The organism is Brucella sp. (assembly GCF_032066345.1).
GTDB classification, from domain to species: domain Bacteria; phylum Pseudomonadota; class Alphaproteobacteria; order Rhizobiales; family Rhizobiaceae; genus Brucella; species Brucella pseudogrignonensis.
Map to the genome: position 1 here is coordinate 46,187 of NZ_DAMBKZ010000025.1, position 17,545 is coordinate 63,731.

The following is a 17,545-nucleotide window of genomic DNA, read 5'->3' on the forward strand; positions in this document are numbered from 1 at the left end:
CGACGTGCTGAACTACGTCATCGTCTATTTTGCCGGTACGCTGTTTATCGCGGCCTCGGCGGATATTGTTCTGATGATCCCGTTTGCGGTCTGGCTGATCGTCTACATCATCCTGCTGCGTTTCTTCATTCCGCGTCTCAGGGTGATTTCCGAACAGCAGGCTGATGCGCGTTCGTCCATGACCGGACGTATCGTCGATAGTTATACCAACATCGCGACCGTGAAGCTGTTCTCGCATTCAAGCCGTGAAGAGTCTTATGTGAAAGAAAGCCTCGATGGCTTCCTCGTCACGGTGCATCGACAGATGCGTCTGATAACGATGTTCCACTTCACGCTTTATATGGCGAACTGCATCCTGCTGTTTGCTGTGGGTGCGATCGGCATCAAGCTCTGGATGAATGAAGCCATTTCCGTGGGTGCTGTTGCTGTCGGCATCGGCCTTGTGCTGCGCCTTAATGGCATGTCGCAGTGGATCATGTGGGAAATGTCTGCACTGTTCGAAAATATCGGCACAGTGGAAGACGGCATCACGACGATTTCGCGCGCTCATGAAGTGGTGGATACGCCAAATGCGCCTGTGCTGAAAGTGAGCAAGGGTGCGCTGGATTTCGACAAGATCGGTTTCCACTACGGCAAGGGCAAGGGTGTTATCGAAGGCCTGTCGCTCGACATTCAGGCCGGGCAGAAGATCGGTCTCGTCGGACGTTCCGGTGCGGGTAAATCCACGCTCGTCAATCTGCTGCTGCGCTTCTACGATCTTGAAAAAGGCCGCATCCTGATTGATGGGCAGGATATTTCCAAGGTCACGCAGGATTCGCTTCGCGCAAGCATCGGCATGGTTACGCAGGACACGTCTTTGCTGCATCGCTCGGTGCGCGAGAACATCATGTATGGCCGTCCGGATGCGACAGAAGAAATGGTCGAACGGGCAATCCGTCTCGCTCAGGCTGACCAGTTCATTCCTCTGTTGACTGATGCCAAGGGCCGACGCGGATTGGATGCTCATGTCGGTGAGCGTGGTGTGAAGCTTTCCGGTGGCCAGCGCCAGCGTATCGCGATTGCGCGCGTGATGCTGAAGGATGCGCCGATCCTAATTCTGGATGAGGCAACCTCTGCACTCGACTCGGAAGTGGAGGCAGCTATTCAGGACAGTCTCAACACACTGATGGAAGGCAAGACCGTTATTGCGATTGCCCATCGCCTTTCGACTATCGCCGCCCTTGATCGCCTCGTTGTGATGGACAAGGGACAGATTGTCGAAGATGGCACGCATGAGGAACTTGTTGCGCTCGGCGGCATTTATGCCGGACTATGGGCGCGTCAGTCGGGCGGGTTCCTTGGTTTTGACGAGCAGACCGAAGCGGAAATGGCAAAGTAAGGAATACGCAATTGATGAAAGCGGTTTATAGCCTGTTCGAGCGTTGGGTTAATCCCTTCCGCGAACCGGACAAGCTTAGACCGCCTTCAACAACATTGGCCTTCCTCTGGCATTATGCGCGACAGGCTAAATGGCCGCTTGCGGCCTCGCTGGCTGTTGGCGGTCTTTTGCCTCTCGTGGAGGCGGGGCTGTTTTATTTCACGGGCAGGCTTGTCGATATTCTCGATCAGGCAGGCAAGGGCGGTGTCGAGCGCAGCTGGTCGGCACTGTTTCAGGCAGCGGGTCCGGAACTTCTGTTCATGGGGATCACGGTTCTCGTCATCCGTTTTGTCGTCACGGCCATAAACACCCTTCTTGAAGGTCAGACACTTTCGCCCGGTTTCTACAACATGATCCGCTGGCAGGCGAATTCCTATGTCCAGCGGCAATCCTATGCATTCTTTCAGAATGATTTTGCCGGGCGCATTGCCACCAAGGTCTGGCAGGCGGGGCAGGCGGCAGGTGATCTGATTGAAAGTCTCATTCAGGTCGTCTGGTTCATGGCGATCTATAGCGTGACGACGCTGTTTCTGGTGGGTCGTCTCGACTGGCGGCTGGCTGCCGCGGTGATTGCATGGATCGTGGCTTTCGGCCTGATTGCCCGGCACTATTTGCCGCGCATTCGAAAGAATGCTGAAGCCTCCGCCGAAGCAGGCTCCCTGATCAACGGCCGTATCGTTGATAGCTATTCCAATATCCAGACCATCAAGCTCAACACCGTCGATGACGATGAGCGCTATATGCGCGACGGTTTTATGCGCTATCTCGGGGCAATCCTGCCGTTTATGCGCTCACTGACCGGCGTGCGTCTTGCCATGACCGCCTTGTCAGGTCTGATGATTGTGACTGTGGCAGCAATTACCATCGACCTGTGGACCAAAGATGCCATCACTGTTGGGCAGGTGTCGTTTACGCTCGGTCTGGTGTTGCGACTTAATATGCTGCTTGGCCGTCTGATGATGCAGCTGAATGGTATGCTGCGTCAGCTTGGGCTTATCGAAAATTCGATGAAGCTTGTTTCCGAACCATTGGGTCTGGAAGACAAGCGCGGTGCAAAACCATTACAGATCACCGAAGCCCGCATCGATATCCAAAACGTCACGTTTCATTATGGTAAGGCGGCGGGTGTTCTCGACGGTATCAACTTTTCCATCAGGGGTGGCGAACGGGTCGGACTTGTTGGCCATTCAGGGGCGGGCAAGTCGACACTCATCAATCTGATCCTGCGTCTTTATGATGTTGAGAAAGGCGCGATCCTTGTCGATGGTCAGGATGTTCGCGATGTGACGCAATCCTCTCTGCGACGCGCCTTTGCGGTCGTCAGTCAGGAAACAGCGCTGCTGCACCGTTCGCTGCGCGACAACATTATGCTGGCGCGTGACGATGCCACGGATGAAGAGCTTGCGCAGGCTGCACGACAGGCCGAAGCAGACGAATTCATCGCGAAGCTGGAAGACTTCAATGGACGGAAATCCTTCGATGCCTTTGTTGGTGAGCGTGGCGTCAAGCTTTCGGGCGGTCAGCGTCAGCGTATCGCGATTGCGCGTGCGATCCTGAAAGACGCACCGATCCTCATTCTGGATGAAGCAACCTCGGCACTCGACTCAGAGGTTGAAGCCTCGATCCAGGAGAATCTTCGTCAGCTCATGGAAGGCAAGACCGTTATCGCAATTGCACACCGGCTTTCGACTATCGCAGCTCTTGATCGCCTCATCGTCATGGATAAGGGCCGGATTGTCGAAGAAGGCACCCATGAGGAATTGATTGCGCAAGGCGGAATCTATGCGGGCCTCTGGGCCCGCCAGTCGGGCGGTTTTCTCGGTATAAACAGCTAATTTCAGGCATTTTCAGACGACACACACCAAGCCGCTCAAAGTAAGATTTGAGTGGCTTGGTTTGTTTTGTCGCTTTTAAAACATCCCAATAAATCAGCCTGCGACATGGTGCCGTCCTATGGGGTTGGCGTCTGGACAAGGCATTTCAACCTGCCTAAACCTGAATGTTGAGATGGAGGGAATTTCGTTCTGCAAGCAATTGTAGAACTGCTTTTTGCGTGAACGCGAAAGGCTGGACTGCTTTTGCCTAAGTGCAAGGGAACGAGGGGAGATTTCAATTGGATATCCAGGTTAAAAAGGAATTGGCACGTGAGCGCACACGACACGGCTGAGCCGACACGGCGTGATTTTTTGTATATTGCGACGGGAATGGCCGGTGTCGTCGGTGTCGGCGGACTGGCATGGCCGTTTATCGACCAGATGCGCCCCGACGCTTCGACGCTTGCTGCAGCGTCTATTGAGGTTGATGTTTCTTCTCTCGCAGAAGGCGCATCGCTCACCGTCAAATGGCGCGGTAAGCCAGTTTTCATCCGTAACCGTACGGCCAAGGAAATAGAAGACGCAAAGACAACAGCGCTTGGCGATCTTAAAGATCCGAATGCCCGTAACGCCAATCTTGCTTCGGACGCACAGGCGACCGACGTTGCGCGTTCTGCTGGTGAAGGTAAGGAAAACTGGATCATCATGATCGGTGTTTGTACCCACCTTGGTTGCGTGCCACTGGGTGAGTCTGGTTCGTTTGGCGGCTGGTTCTGCCCGTGCCATGGCTCGACCTATGACACTGCGGGTCGTATCCGCAGCGGTCCGGCGCCGGAAAACATGCACATTCCGGAATACGCATTTGCTTCCGATACGGTCATCAGGATCGGCTAAGACAGATCTTGGGGAGAGAAAACATGAGTGGTAATCACTCCACATATACGCCCTCGACCGGCATCGAAAAATGGGTCGACGAACGGCTTCCTTTGCCGCGCCTGGTCTATGATTCCTTTGTTGCCTATCCGACGCCGCGTAACCTGAACTATATGTACACCTTTGGTGGCATTCTAAGCTTTATGCTTATTGCGCAGCTCATCACCGGTATCGTGCTGGCGATGCATTATGCTGCGGATACGGGCATTGCATTCAACTCTGTTGAAAAGATTATGCGTGACGTCAACTCCGGTTGGCTGCTGCGTTACATGCACGCAAACGGTGCATCATTCTTCTTTATCGCAGTTTATCTTCATATTGCTCGTGGTCTTTATTACGGTTCCTACAAGGCACCGCGCGAGCTGCTGTGGATCCTCGGCGTGGTGATCTTCCTTCTCATGATGGCAACTGCCTTCATGGGTTACGTTCTTCCTTGGGGGCAGATGTCCTTCTGGGGTGCGACGGTTATCACGGGCTTCTTTACGGCCTTTCCGATAATCGGCGAGCCAATCCAGCAATTGCTGCTCGGTGGCTTTGCCGTTGATAATCCAACGCTCAACCGCTTCTTCTCGCTGCATTACCTGCTGCCGTTCATGATTGTGGGCGTTGTTATCCTGCACGTATGGGCTTTGCACGTAACCGGGCAGACCAATCCGACAGGGATTGAAGTGAAGTCGAAGACAGACACGCTGCCGTTCACGCCTTATGCAACCATCAAGGATGCTTTCGGCGCGCTCGTGTTCTTCATTTTCTTCGCTTACTTCGTCTTCTATATGCCAAACTTCCTGGGCCATCCGGATAACTACATTCCGGCTGACTCGCTGAAGACGCCAGCTCACATTGTTCCTGAATGGTACTTCCTGCCGTTCTACGCGATGCTGCGTGCAATCACCTTCAATATCGGCCCGATTGACTCAAAGCTTGGCGGCGTTCTGACCATGTTCGGTTCGATCGCGATCCTCTTTGTCGTGCCTTGGCTCGATACATCGAAGGTCCGTTCGGCAGTTTACCGCCCGTTGTTCAAGTTGTTCTTCTGGCTGTTTGTCATCAACGCCATCTTCCTTGGCTGGTTGGGTTCGCGTCCGGCCGAAGGCGTCTACACGCTGATGGCCCAGTTTGGCACGCTCTACTACTTCGCATTCTTCATCGTCATCATGCCTGTTCTTGGCTTGATCGAAACGCCGAAGCGTCTGCCGAACTCGATTACCGAGGCCGTGCTGGAAAAGAATGAAGGCAAGGCCGAGATCGCCCCAGTGGAAATCAAGGGCTGAAGCAGCGAGAGATGAAGGACGTATCAATGAAAAACATCCTCAAGAGTTTCGCTGCTTTCGGCATCGCTCCGCTGGTTGCGTTGGGTGTGACGATGGGTGGTGCTTTTGCCGCCGGTGGCGGTGAGGGGGAGCCGGAACACTTTCCGATCCACCATCCAAAGCAGGAAAAGTGGACCTTCTCTGGCCCATTCGGAACTTATGACAAGGGACAGCTTCAGCGCGGTCTCAAGGTCTATAAGGAAGTCTGCTCTGCTTGCCATTCGATGAACCTGGTGGCCTTCCGCACGCTGGAAGACCTTGGCTATTCGCCTGAGCAGGTAAAGGCTTTTGCTGCGGAATATGAAGTACAGGATGGCCCGAATGCAGACGGTGAAATGTTCACCCGCAAGGCGATCCCGACTGATCATTTCCCATCGCCATTTGCGAATGCGAATGCAGCGGCTGCAGCTAACAACGGTGCAGCTCCGCCTGACTTCTCGCTGATTGCGAAGGCGCGTGCGGTTGAGCGTGGCTTCCCGACCTTTATCTTTGACATATTCACGCAATATGCTGAAGCAGGTCCGGATTACATCCACTCTCTGCTGACCGGCTATGATGAACAGCCGCCTGCAGGTATGCATGTACCGGAAGGCACGCACTACAATCCGTATTTCATCGCGGGCAAGTCGCTGGCCATGGCGAAGCCACTCAGTGACGATCAGGTGACATACGACGATGGTTCTCCACAGACGGTAGACCAGTATGCGCGTGACGTTTCTGCGTTTTTGATGTGGGCTGCAGAGCCGCATCTGGAAGATCGGAAGAAGACTGGCTTCCGCGTCATCATCTTCCTCATTCTATTCGCTGGCCTTGTTTACATTGCCAAGCGTTCGATCTGGTCTGATGTAAAGCACTGATCTTCTGATTAACGTTGAATGTTAAGGGCGCTGCGAGGCGCCCTTTTCTTTTGCCCGTATCATATCAGCGACCTCGCGGTTTTGATCAGTGCGCCACCATTTCCGGGATACACTGTCGAGAATGATCGGGAACGGCTTTGAATAAGCTTGGCGTAGCGGCCATATCGTGATTGAAGATAATCTGAAAAAAGAAGTGCTTTTGAAATGAGAAAAGCACCTTAGATTTATTCGCATCGAAAGGACTGAAAATGGAATCCGGGTTCAAAGCCACTTTGAAGGACGCGATCAGAACCATTCCCGATTATCCAAAACCCGGTGTTCAGTTCCGTGATGTCACCACGCTTATGGGCGATGCACAGGCATTTCGCCGTGCGGTGGATGAGCTGGTTTATCCTTATGCCGGAAACAAGGTCGATAAGGTTGCCGGTATCGAAGCACGCGGCTTCATTCTTGGCGGCGCGATTGCACATCAGCTTTCGGCTGGCTTTGTGCCGATCCGCAAGAAGGGTAAGTTGCCGCGCGATACCGTTCGCATTGCCTACAGCCTTGAATACGGCATCGACGAAATGGAGATGCATCGCGACGCCATCGAAAAGGGCGAACGCATTATTCTCGTTGACGATCTGATTGCAACTGGTGGCACTGCAGAAGCTGCAGCCAAGCTGCTTCTGCAGATGGGTGCCAATATCGTCGCGGCCTGCTTTATCATCGATCTGCCAGACCTTGGCGGACGCAAGAAGCTCGAAGCTCTCGGTGTTCCGGTCCGCACGCTTGTCGAATTTGAAGGTGATTGATTCACCTCACCCTCAGAAGAAAAGGCCCGGAGTTTTCCGGGCCTTTTTCGTTAAGCGGGCAGCTTTACCATGGCGGCATTGTCAAAAGACAAAACCTTTTCGCCGTTTTGGTTATAAGCACTGGTGCTCATACTCAGCATCGACCAGCCGGGACGCGAGCTGAGAGGGCGGACCGCATGGACGGTGCGCTTATAGGTGATCGTGTCGCCTGCATAGACCGGGCGCATCCATTTGAGGTTTTCAAAGCCGGGTGAGGGGCCAAATGTCGGCGGAACTTCGCCGCGCTTCATTGCATCTTTTGTTGCCTCAACAATGGATGCCACGTTCAGCTTCATGAAGACTGCTGTGGTATGCCAACCCGACGCACAGAGGCCGCCCAGCACGCTTTTCTTGGCTGCTTCCGCATCCAGATGAAACGGCTGCGGGTCGAATTTTGAAGCGAAGTGGATGATTTCTTCTGCGGTGAATGTATAGCTGCCGATGGTCAGCTCTTCACCAAGATGCTCTTCAATAAAGCTCATGCTTCGTCTCCTTCGCGCTCAGGATTGCGAAGGCCGACCATGGCAGTGTGCTGTAACTCGCAAACGACCTCGCCACGCTGATTGACGATCTCATTATAGACCGTGAGGAATCCCACATGCGGCATGGATTTAGAACGGCGGCGATCAAGGACGGTTGAGAAACCGCTTAATGTGTCGCCCGCAAGAACAGGCCGTTTCCAGCGGTTGAATTCTATGCCGGGGCTGCCCTGCGAGGTCGAATCTTTAAGATAGGCATCCCAGACCATGCGCATGAAAAGCGACACTGTGTGCCAGCCCGAAGCAGCCAGGCCTCCAAGAACGCTTGCCTTGCCGGCTTCTTCATCAAGGTGGAAGGGCTGAGGGTCGAACTCTCGGGCGAATTCGATGATCTCTTCTTTGCTAATGGTGCGTGGTCCGAAGGGAAGCTTCAGTCCTTGCGTGAAATCTTCATAAGCATATCGAAGCGTCTTATCAGTCAATCCGGTCTCCTCCCGAATAAGCAAAAAGGCCGCTATTTTGTAGCGGCCTTTGTTTTATCAGGTATTGAAGCGGAACAGCATCACATCGCCGTCATGGACGATGTATTCCTTGCCTTCGTCCCGCGCTTTGCCTGCTTCCTTGGCGCCGACTTCACCATTGAACTTGATGTAGTCCTCATAGGCGATGGTCTGTGCACGAATGAAGCCGCGCTCAAAATCCGTATGGATGACGCCAGCAGCACCCGGAGCTTTGGTTCCGCGACGGATAGTCCATGCGCGGGTTTCCTTGGGGCCAGCGGTGAAATAGGTGATGAGGTCGAGCAGCTTGTAGCCTGCACGAATAAGACGGTCGAGACCCGGTTCCTCTAAGCCCATGGCGTCGAGATATTCCTTGGCTTCTTCGTCAGCAAGCTGTGCAACTTCAGCTTCAATCGCAGCAGAAATGATAACGCTTTCAGCACCCTGTTCAGCAGCCATCTTTGCAACAGCAGCACTATACTCATTGCCCTTGGCAGCATCGCTTTCAGCGACGTTGCAGACATAAAGCACAGGCTTGGAGGTGAGCAGATTAAGACCCTTGAGGATCAGCAGATCATCTGGTGCAATGTCTTTCAGCATCAGGCGCACCGGCTTGCCGTTCTGCAGCAGCTCAAGTGCCTGTTCCATCACTGGCAGAACAGTCGTTGCTTCCTTGTCCTTGGACGAAGCGCGCTTGCGGATTTGAACGATACGGCGCTCGATGCTTTCGAGATCCGACAGCATCAGCTCCGTTTCAACAGTTTCAGCGTCCGACACGGGATCGATACGGCCTTCAACATGGGTGATGTCGTCGTCTTCAAAGCAACGAAGAACATGCACGATCGCATCGACTTCACGGATGTTGGCGAGGAACTGGTTGCCCAGACCCTCACCCTTGGATGCGCCGCGCACCAGACCTGCAATATCAACGAAGTTGATGCGGGTCGGGATGATTTCCTTGGAACCTGCAATCTTCGCAATGCCATTCTGGCGCGGATCGGGAACTGCCACTTCGCCGGTATTTGGCTCAATGGTGCAGAACGGATAGTTTGCAGCCTGTGCTGCCGCAGTCTTGGTCAGCGCGTTAAAAAGCGTGGACTTGCCAACATTAGGCAGACCGACGATGCCGCATTTGAAACCCATGATATTCGTCCTTTATCGCTTTACGCGGTAAATTGAGCGCACGGCGCCATTATGAAGCGCCTTGGCGGATTGCAGATCCAGCCAGTGGCGTGATGATTTTTTGAAAGCCGGCTTGCCGCTTCCCAGAATGACCGGAATAGTTCCTATATCGATGATGTCAAGCAGGCCAGCATCAAGAAATTGCCGCGCCAGATCACCGCCGCCCATGAGCCATATGCGGCCATCCGCTCCCATGGCTTTCAACTTCGCGAGAAGTTCATCTGGCGTACCAGCCATAGTGGCGGTACTTGCTGGCAGATTGTCGAATTTCTGATGCGTTGCAACAACGACTGGCAGTGAGCCATAAGGCCATTCCGGAATAGAACGAACCACATCAAAAGTGTCACGTCCCATGACGATGCCGGTGATGCCAGCCATGAACTCATCGAAGCCGAAGCCGTCATCCGGCGGAAACTGTTCCAGCCAGTCAAAGCTGCCATCATCATTGGCGATGAAGCCATCAAGGCTCATGGCAAACATATAAACGACATCGCTCATAGTTTAGTCCTTCTTGCCAAGCAGCTTTTTCAGCATTTCAGCCATCGGGCCACTTGCCGGAATGTTCGGCTTGGCTCCGCTCTGGCGCGCCTGCCGAATGTGGCTCTGTGCTTTTGGTGGAGCTTTGGCTGCCTGTTCAGGGTCAGCTTTGAAGCCATTGGGACGCTGATTGCCATCCCCCATGACGACTGCCACGCTGTTCATGAAGTCATTGTCTTCTTTTTTGGCCAGCAGGCCAATATTGTCCGAGATGGCGCCAAACAGCTTATCCAGCCATTCATTATCGACTTTGGCGAAGTCGCCCAGAACGTGGTTGTGAACCAGCTCTTTTGCGCCCGGATGGCCGATGCCAAGGCGCATACGACGATAGTCTTTGCCGCCGGGGAAAGCCTGCACATGGGCGTCTATGGATTTGATGCCATTATGACCACCGGAACCGCCACCCGTCTTAATGCGCAGCTTTGCAGGCGCAAGGTCAAGCTCGTCATAGATCACGACGAGATCGGCAGGGGTCAGCTTGTAGAAGCGCATGGCTTCGCCAATCGACTGGCCGGAAAGGTTCATGAAAGTCATTGGCTTGATGAGAAGCACTTTTTCGCCATCAATCACGCCATCGGCGATCTCGGCCTTGAACTTCTTCTGCCAGTTAGAAAATCTATGGCGGCGGAATATTTCATCCACCGCCATGAAACCGATATTGTGTCGGTTATGCGCATATTGGGGGCCGGGATTGCCAAGTCCTGCGATGAGCAGCATGGTTCAGAGCCCCTATAATGCATAAAGCGATTATTCGCTTTCGTTGGCTTCTGCTTCGCCTTCTGCATTTTCTTCCGACTTGAGGCCGGCAGGTGCAGCAATGGTGGCGATCGTGAAGTCACGGTCCTGAATAGCAGCAGTTGCACCCTTCGGCAGCTTGATAGCCGAAATGTGAACCGAATCGCCGATTTCGAGACCGGTGAGGTCGAATTCGAGAGCTTCTGGAATCGCGTTCGCTGGAACGATCAGTTCAACGTCGTGACGAACGATGTTGAGAACGCCGCCGCGCTTGATGCCCGGTGCTGCTTCTTCGTTCTTGAAGTGAACTGGAACGTTGACGTGAACAACCGACTTCGCGGAAACGCGGAGGAAGTCAACGTGCTGTGGGAAGTCGCGAACTGGATCCAGCTGGTAGTCCTTAGGGAGAACCTGGATCTTCTTGCCGTCTACTTCGATCGTAGCAACAGTGGTTTTGAAGCCGCCGCCGTGGATCTTGTAGAAGATTTCCTTATAGGAAACAGCAATCGAGATTGGCTCCTGCTTGTCGCCATAGATGACTGCAGGAATCAGGCCGTTGCGGCGAAGTTCGCGGGAGGACCCCTTACCAACCCGGCTGCGCAGATCGGCCTTGAGCACGTAAGTATCGCTCATGGCATTACCTTTCAAAGTTACTGGAGTGTCGATCGCAGTTTTAATCGAGCACTTTCATGCTCCAGCGAACGACATGAAACAGCCCGAAATGCCCCTCACAGAGTGAAAGACCGGACCGCTCCATTCCGCGTTGCCTCCAAGGGTGTCTACGCGGATGGCAGGCCTATAGACCATAGGCATTCCATGTGCAAGTTTTTTGCCTGTGAAACACAGCTTCTGTGGGCTTTTGTCTTAACGGGTGGCAATGGCCACGTCAAAAATGTTAAGCGCATCGCTGATCGACCGCCTTTGTATTGCGAGTCGTTATATCATTTATGAAATAAAGGAAACGAGATGCAGGTCGGTATCGACATGGGTTCTGTTGCTGGAAGCGGCTCTGCCTCGGCAGCGGCGCTTGGTGGTGGCAAACAGGCCATGCTTGATCTTGAAGAGCTTCTCGCAACACGTCTTCTGGTGCAGGGTAATTCCGGCTCCGGCAAGTCGCATCTGCTGCGCCGCCTGCTAGAGCAGAGCGCGCAATGGGTGCAGCAGTGCATCATCGATCCTGAAGGCGATTTCGTAACGCTTGCCGATCTTTACGGCCATGTGGTTGTCGATGCTGCCCGCTCGGAAGCAGAACTCACTCGCATTGCGAGCCGCATTCGCCAGCATCGCGTGTCGGTCGTGCTCAATCTCGAAGGTCTGGATGTCGAGCAGCAGATGCGTGCGGCAGCCGCCTTCCTCGGCGGACTGTTTGATGCAGAACGTGATTACTGGTATCCGATGCTGGTTGTGGTTGACGAAGCTCAGCTCTTTGCGCCCGCCGCTGCAGGCGAAGTATCAGATGAAGCGCGTAAGCTCTCGCTTGGTGCTATGACGAACCTGATGTGCCGTGGCCGTAAACGTGGTCTTGCCGGTGTGATTGCCACGCAGCGCCTTGCAAAGCTTGCCAAGAATGTCGCCGCCGAAGCATCGAACTTCCTGATGGGCCGTACCTTCCTTGATATTGATATGGCGCGTGCCTCCGATCTTCTCGGGATGGAGCGTAAGCAGGCAGAACAGTTTCGCGATCTGCAACGCGGCCATTTCATTGCGCTCGGACCTGCTTTGTCGCGTCGCCCGTTGCCGATCAAAATTGGCAAGGTCGAAACCTCTGCGCGTTCGTCGTCACCAAAACTCATGCCGTTGCCAGATGCACCGGAAGACGCGCGCGATCTGATCTTCACGCCAGCGCCTGAAGAAATCCGGACTGTTGTTCGCCGCACGCCACCACCGCCTCCGCCACCATCGACGGCAGAAATTCTGGCGCAGGTGGCAAAGCCAAAGCCGGAAGCAGAGCCCGTTGAAGCGCCATTGTTTCCCGGCATTGTGGAAGCCGAGCGCGACAGTCTGCTTGAGAAGGTGATGCGCGAGATCGTTGATGATCCCGAAGCGTCCTTCCGTTCGGTTGCGGTGCTTTATCAGGATTTTCTTGTGCGCTGCCGCATTCACCGCGTTCCGGGTGAGCCACTGGCTTTGCCTGCGTTCCGTCGTCGTCTTGCGGTTGCGCAAGCAAGCATAGAGAGCGATGTAGCCACCGGTGAGACATGGCAAAAGGCATTGACGCTGTCTGAAAGCCTCACAGATGACGTGCAAGGCGTGTTTCTGATTGTCGCACAGGCGGCGGTAACAGGTGCGATCTGCCCATCGGATGCGGCACTCGCGCGTGCTTACGGCACCCATTCGCTAAGCCGTGCCCGGCGTTTGCTGACCTATTTTGAAGAGCGTGGATTGCTGGTCGTGCGCAATGATTTCAAAGGCTTGCGCATTGTGAACTTCCCGGATCTCGAATGTGAGACGGCACCGGGCGACCCAAACGCTCCCGATGATCAGGCGGATGAAGCGACTGCCGCTGAATAAAGCACTTCTGTGCAAACTGTCATGAAACTGTAATGATCCTCGGTGACTGCTGGGAGGATTTTACAGAGAGCAAGAATGACGACAGCGCCGCAGCCTGATTTCCGAGAACTGTTTGTTACTTTTGGCAAGGTCGGGCTGCTGTCGTTTGGCGGGCCAGCTGCGCAGATTGCCATGTTGCAGCGCATCCTTGTTGATGAAAAGCGCTGGATGGATCAGGAACGGCTGATCCACGCCCTTAATTTCTGTATGTTGCTGCCGGGACCTGAAGCCATGCAGCTTGCGACCTATGCGGGCTGGGCTGTCAAAGGCTGGCGCGGCGGGTTGCTGGCAGGGCTTTTGTTTGTTTTGCCCGGTGCGAGCGTGATGCTGGCTCTGTCGGCGCTTTATGTTGCCTTTGGACATGTCGATATTGTTGCTGGTCTGTTGTTCGGCCTCAAGGCGGCAGTGTTAGCCGTGGTGTTTGAAGCGCTTTACCGGATGGCCAAGCGCACACTGGCTTCCGGCTTTTCTTATCTGATAGCGATTGCAGCTTTCGTTGCGATTGGGCTTCTGAAGCTGCCGTTTCCGATTGTCGTGCTGTTTGCAGCTGCAGCTGGCGGTTTGCGTCATTTGCTGCAAGGCGGTGGTGTGGCAACTGCTGTTACACACGCAGCTCCCCATGCATTTCGTGAGTTTTCGCTGCAAACCCTGATCTGGGGTGGCCTGTGGCTGGGGCCACTCATTTCGCTGTATCTAATCTTTGGCGGGCAGCATGTGTTCACAGCTGAGGCCGCGTTCTTTTCAAAGCTGGCAGCCGTCACTTTTGGCGGAGCCTATGCAGCGCTGTCCTATACAGCGCAGCAGGCTGTCGAACATTTCGGCTGGATGAAACCCGGTGAAATGCTGACGGGGCTGGGACTGGCCGAAACCACACCGGGGCCGCTGATATTAGTATTGGTCTTTGTTGGCTTTGTGGGTGCAGCCAATCTATCTGGTCTGCCGCCACTGGTCGGCGGGCTTGTGGGCGGGTTAATCGCCCTCTGGTTTACCTTCGTGCCGTGCTTTCTCTGGATATTGGCTGGTGCGCCTTTTGTGGAGCGCCTGCGTCAGCTGCGCTGGCTGTCCGCCATGCTTGGCGGGATCACGGCGGCGGTGGTCGGCGTGATTGCCAATCTGGCGCTCTGGTTCTCGCTGCACGTCTTGTTTGCACAGGTTCGGGAAATGCCGCTCGGTGCCTTCACGCTGCCAACGCCAGTGTGGAGCACAATAGACAATGCCGCCGTCCTGATCGCAGGCGCGGCGGCATTATTGCTTATCGTTCTGAGGCTCAACATGCCGCTCGTGCTATTGCTTGCGGCATGTCTGGGCATTGTAATTAAATTAATCGAACAGGCTTGAAACCGACTCTTCAGCGGCGGTGCGCGCAATCGCTTCACCAATCAGGCTGGAGATCGATAGAACGCGGATATTTGGAGCGTCGTTGATGGCGGTTGTTGGCTGGATCGAGTCGGTAATGACCAACTCTTTCAGCTTTGAAGAAGCGATACGGGCAACAGCGCCACCCGACAGAACGCCGTGTGTGATGTAAGCGGTGACGCTTTTCGCGCCCTTGGCAAGCAGTGCTTCGGCCGCATTGCAGAGCGTGCCGCCGGAATCGACGATATCGTCGAACAGCAGGCAGTCTTTGCCGCTGACGTCACCAATGACGTTCATGACTTCCGATTCACCCGGACGTTCACGACGCTTATCAACGATTGCGAGCTGAGCATCGATACGCTTTGCGAGCGAACGAGCACGAACCACACCGCCAACGTCTGGCGAAACGACCATGCAATTGCCGGTCGGGTAATTTGCCTTCACATCGCGCGCAATGACCGGAACAGCATAGAGATTGTCGGTCGGAATATCGAAGAAGCCCTGAATCTGACCTGCATGAAGATCAAGCGTCAACACGCGGTTTGCACCGGCTTCGGTGATGAGGTTGGCAACCAGCTTTGCCGAGATCGGCGTGCGTGGGCCTGGCTTACGATCCTGACGAGCATAGCCGAAATAAGGGAGAACGGCAGTGATGCGGCGTGCTGACGAACGACGAAACGCGTCGATCATGATCAGCAGTTCCATCAGATTGTCGTTTGCCGGATAGGAGGTCGATTGCAGAACGAATACGTCTTCGCCGCGCACGTTTTCCTGAATCTCTACGAAGATTTCCTGATCGGCGAAACGGCGAACACTGGCCTTACCGAGCGGGATGTTGAGATATTGAGCAACGGATTCGGCAAGAACCCGGTTGGAGTTGCCTGCGAAAAGTTTCATTCTTTTTGCCTCTGAAGCCGGAGCAGTTTCGTTCTGTCGCAAAAAGTCCGTGAAACGGACGTAATCTCTTATGTGAACGTGAGCCGAAGCAAGTTCGGTTACGCTATACCACTCTTAAAAACTTTAAAGCCGCGTACTCTTTCACAAGGTGTCAAGTGCCGCAGCTTTCAAGGTTTTCTCGAATGAGCGGCCTATTGCAAAGAGTCACCGTCATTGCAAGTCCTGTCTGGCCACAATTACAGTAAAAAGCCTCCGCAAAGTGCTTTCCCACAGGGCTTCACCCATGATTCAGCAAAAGATTTCAGTCTTTTGCCGCATAAGTGCTTTCTCATGCGCGATTTGCCGCAAGCCAGGTCGAATATTCCTGCATGGTCTTGTCGGCGATTGATTGCATGGCAGAAGGCGGGACGATGCTCCATGAGTCTGCCGCAGCACCTGGTACTTTTTCCTGTCCTTGAATGCGATGCAGGCGGTTGCCGGTGGCGTCCATAACGTCCCAGACATAGAGTACGGTCGTCTGATTATCTTCGGACAGGACCGAGAAATAGCCCTTCATGACGTAGGCTGCATCGGCGCCATTGTTGCCTGAAAGCTCTACGCCCTTTGCACGCGCATCGTCATTGATGCGGTGGGTGAGGGGAGTGACCACATTAACCGGCGCACCGATGATGGGAGCAATATAAAGCTTGCCCGGCTTCAGCGATGCTGAACGCTGTGGTGCTGTCGGCGTTGTTGTCTGTGCGGGCGTTGTGGCAGCAGGCGTCGCTGCCGGGTCAGTCGTTTGGCCCGTAGGTGGCGTTGTGGTTTGTCCGGATTGCTGATTGGCGCCCTGCACGTTCAATGCAGATTCAGTGCTATTGCAGGCGGCAAGCAGTCCAGCAAGCAACAGCATCACGGAAAGATGTGCCTTATTCATGTTCAGCTTCATCTCCTGAAAGCGCAGACCACTCCCGCGCCAGTCGGATTTATCGCCGATTGTGCGCTACTTGGCAATGATCTCAAGAGAATGGCGGGACAATGGCAGAGCTGCACCATTTGTGGTGAGATATGTTTGCCCCAGTGTCATCGCCGTTTCCGTGTCGGAATCCATAATGATCATGTGCGCAAAGAGCGTCATATCAGGCTGGATGCTTTCAGGGTTGCCCGAATAGAACATCTGCGGGTCCATCCATGATGGCGTAAAGCGTGCGCCCACAGAATAACCACAGGCATTGAGCCTGTGCCGGGTAAGGCCATGCGCCTCCATCGTGCGCGAATGCGCGTCGAATACATCGCCGAATGTCGAAGCAGGTGTCATGGCTTCTTCAACGGCTTCCAACGCTTCGCGTGCGGCGTCATAAAGCTTTTGATGTTCAGGCCTTGGCTGACCAATGATGATCGTGCGCATCATCGGTGCATGGTAATGACGATAAACGCCTGACCATTCGAGCGTGAGCTGGTCATTGGCGGAAAGTGTGCGTCGTCCCGCTTTGTAGCGGCAAAGCAGGGCATCGGCTCCAGAGCCGATAATATATTCATTGGCCGGATAGTCGCCATCGCCTGCAAAATTAGCTGCCATCATCGCAGCGAGAATATCGGCTTCACTCGCGCCAGCCTTGACCAGTTTCAGGGCAGCATCAAGCGCATCATCGCTGAGTTCCGCTGCGCGTTTGGCGAAAGCAATTTCAGCAGGGCTTTTGAGAAGGCGCAAACTGTCAACCATGCCCGATGCATCATAGAGCTTGGCAAAGCTCTGCAACTGCTCATCAAGTTTGCGGGCATTGGCGCCGGTGAGGCCGTGGGTTTGGTATTCGATACCGATGCGCGTGCCGAGCAGATCAAGCTCAGTGAGAATGTTTCGCAGATCGATTGCCGGGTTCGCATTGTCGCGATCAGTCCAGACAACGATATTCTCGATGTTAGAGGTATGGCGCGCTTGTCTCAGATCGGCGGAGCGTGTCATCAACACGCTTGTACCGTCGGCTTTGACAACGAGACACTGGAAAAAGCAAAAGCCGAACGTGTCATAGCCGGTCAGCCAATACATGCTTTCCTGCGCGAAAAGCAGCAAAGCATCCAGTTTCTCTTCCTCCATCTTCAAGATCAGACGGTCGCGACGTGCAGCGAATTCTTCCGGCTCGAAGTGAAGGGCCATGCGGTTCTCCT

17 protein-coding genes are annotated in these 17,545 nt (G+C 54.3%); 8 read left to right on the forward strand and 9 right to left on the reverse strand.

Annotated features, from left to right (window positions below):
- The 6 genes from RT142_RS21545 to RT142_RS21570 all read left to right on the forward strand — a co-directional run.
- A partial coding sequence (locus RT142_RS21545; RefSeq protein WP_313031382.1) for an ABC transporter ATP-binding protein occupies window positions 1–1,378 on the forward strand: 1,378 nt, incomplete at its 5' end.
- Window positions 1,379–1,392: 14 nt separating this feature from the next.
- The gene (locus tag RT142_RS21550) at window positions 1,393–3,252 is read left to right on the forward strand and encodes an ABC transporter ATP-binding protein (RefSeq protein WP_112812542.1); all 1,860 of its coding nucleotides are present in this window, start codon (window positions 1,393–1,395) and stop codon (window positions 3,250–3,252) included.
- Between the two features lie 309 nt (window positions 3,253–3,561).
- Window positions 3,562–4,125, forward strand: coding sequence for a ubiquinol-cytochrome c reductase iron-sulfur subunit (gene petA / locus RT142_RS21555; protein ID WP_007876027.1), 564 nt, complete (start codon window positions 3,562–3,564; stop codon window positions 4,123–4,125).
- A gap of 23 nt (window positions 4,126–4,148) precedes the next feature.
- Window positions 4,149–5,435, forward strand: coding sequence for a cytochrome b (locus RT142_RS21560; protein ID WP_007876025.1), 1,287 nt, complete (start codon window positions 4,149–4,151; stop codon window positions 5,433–5,435).
- 26 nt (window positions 5,436–5,461) lie between these two features.
- A complete protein-coding gene (locus RT142_RS21565; RefSeq protein WP_313031385.1) occupies window positions 5,462–6,331 on the forward strand; it encodes a cytochrome c1 in 870 nt (289 codons plus the stop codon).
- Window positions 6,332–6,579: 248 nt separating this feature from the next.
- Complete coding sequence (locus RT142_RS21570; RefSeq protein ID WP_064320877.1) at window positions 6,580–7,125, forward strand: adenine phosphoribosyltransferase; 546 nt, start codon at window positions 6,580–6,582, stop codon at window positions 7,123–7,125.
- A gap of 50 nt (window positions 7,126–7,175) precedes the next feature.
- Here the strand turns inward: RT142_RS21570 and RT142_RS21575 are convergent, their stop codons facing one another.
- Genes RT142_RS21575 through RT142_RS21600 form a run of 6 tightly spaced genes read right to left on the reverse strand, consistent with a single transcriptional unit; the run spans window position 7,176 to window position 11,230 of the window.
- Complete coding sequence (locus RT142_RS21575; protein ID WP_007876010.1) at window positions 7,176–7,646, reverse strand: MaoC family dehydratase; 471 nt, start codon at window positions 7,644–7,646, stop codon at window positions 7,176–7,178.
- Window positions 7,643–8,125 (reverse strand): MaoC family dehydratase, encoded by a 483-nt coding sequence (locus RT142_RS21580; RefSeq protein ID WP_112805605.1) that lies wholly within the window; start codon window positions 8,123–8,125, stop codon window positions 7,643–7,645. The genes RT142_RS21575 and RT142_RS21580 overlap by 4 nt, the downstream gene beginning before the upstream one ends.
- A gap of 57 nt (window positions 8,126–8,182) precedes the next feature.
- On the reverse strand, window positions 8,183–9,286 hold the full coding sequence (gene ychF, locus RT142_RS21585; protein WP_113160067.1) for a redox-regulated ATPase YchF: 1,104 nt from the start codon (window positions 9,284–9,286) through the stop codon (window positions 8,183–8,185).
- A 12-nt stretch (window positions 9,287–9,298) separates the two neighbouring features.
- Window positions 9,299–9,823, reverse strand: a complete 525-nt coding sequence (locus tag RT142_RS21590; RefSeq protein ID WP_007876003.1) for a dihydrofolate reductase family protein — start codon at window positions 9,821–9,823, stop codon at window positions 9,299–9,301.
- Between the two features lie 3 nt (window positions 9,824–9,826).
- Window positions 9,827–10,579 carry an aminoacyl-tRNA hydrolase gene (pth, locus tag RT142_RS21595; RefSeq protein WP_313031391.1) on the reverse strand — a complete coding sequence of 251 codons (753 nt, stop codon included), beginning with the start codon at window positions 10,577–10,579 and terminating at the stop codon, window positions 9,827–9,829.
- 30 nt (window positions 10,580–10,609) lie between these two features.
- Window positions 10,610–11,230 carry a 50S ribosomal protein L25/general stress protein Ctc gene (locus RT142_RS21600; RefSeq protein ID WP_007876000.1) on the reverse strand — a complete coding sequence of 207 codons (621 nt, stop codon included), beginning with the start codon at window positions 11,228–11,230 and terminating at the stop codon, window positions 10,610–10,612.
- Between the two features lie 333 nt (window positions 11,231–11,563).
- Here RT142_RS21600 and RT142_RS21605 point away from each other — a divergent pair, with 333 nt between their 5' ends.
- Together RT142_RS21605 and chrA are read left to right on the forward strand one after the other, a co-directional pair.
- The gene (locus RT142_RS21605; RefSeq protein ID WP_313031393.1) at window positions 11,564–13,108 is read left to right on the forward strand and encodes an ATP-binding protein; all 1,545 of its coding nucleotides are present in this window, start codon (window positions 11,564–11,566) and stop codon (window positions 13,106–13,108) included.
- Between the two features lie 75 nt (window positions 13,109–13,183).
- Window positions 13,184–14,485 carry a chromate efflux transporter gene (gene chrA, locus RT142_RS21610; RefSeq protein ID WP_112812540.1) on the forward strand — a complete coding sequence of 434 codons (1,302 nt, stop codon included), beginning with the start codon at window positions 13,184–13,186 and terminating at the stop codon, window positions 14,483–14,485.
- On the opposite strand, the gene RT142_RS21615 is transcribed toward chrA, so the two are convergent.
- The 3 genes from RT142_RS21615 to RT142_RS21625 form a co-directional block, all read right to left on the reverse strand.
- Complete coding sequence (locus RT142_RS21615) at window positions 14,468–15,400, reverse strand: ribose-phosphate pyrophosphokinase (RefSeq protein WP_313031397.1); 933 nt, start codon at window positions 15,398–15,400, stop codon at window positions 14,468–14,470. The two genes, chrA and RT142_RS21615, sit on opposite strands and share 18 nt — an antisense overlap.
- Before the next feature lie 328 nt (window positions 15,401–15,728).
- A complete protein-coding gene (locus RT142_RS21620) occupies window positions 15,729–16,328 on the reverse strand; it encodes a hypothetical protein (protein ID WP_007875992.1) in 600 nt (199 codons plus the stop codon).
- A 54-nt stretch (window positions 16,329–16,382) separates the two neighbouring features.
- Window positions 16,383–17,534: a Xaa-Pro peptidase family protein gene (locus RT142_RS21625; RefSeq protein WP_313031405.1), complete on the reverse strand. Its 1,152-nt coding sequence runs from the start codon at window positions 17,532–17,534 to the stop codon at window positions 16,383–16,385.
- Window positions 17,535–17,545 lie beyond the last annotated feature (11 nt).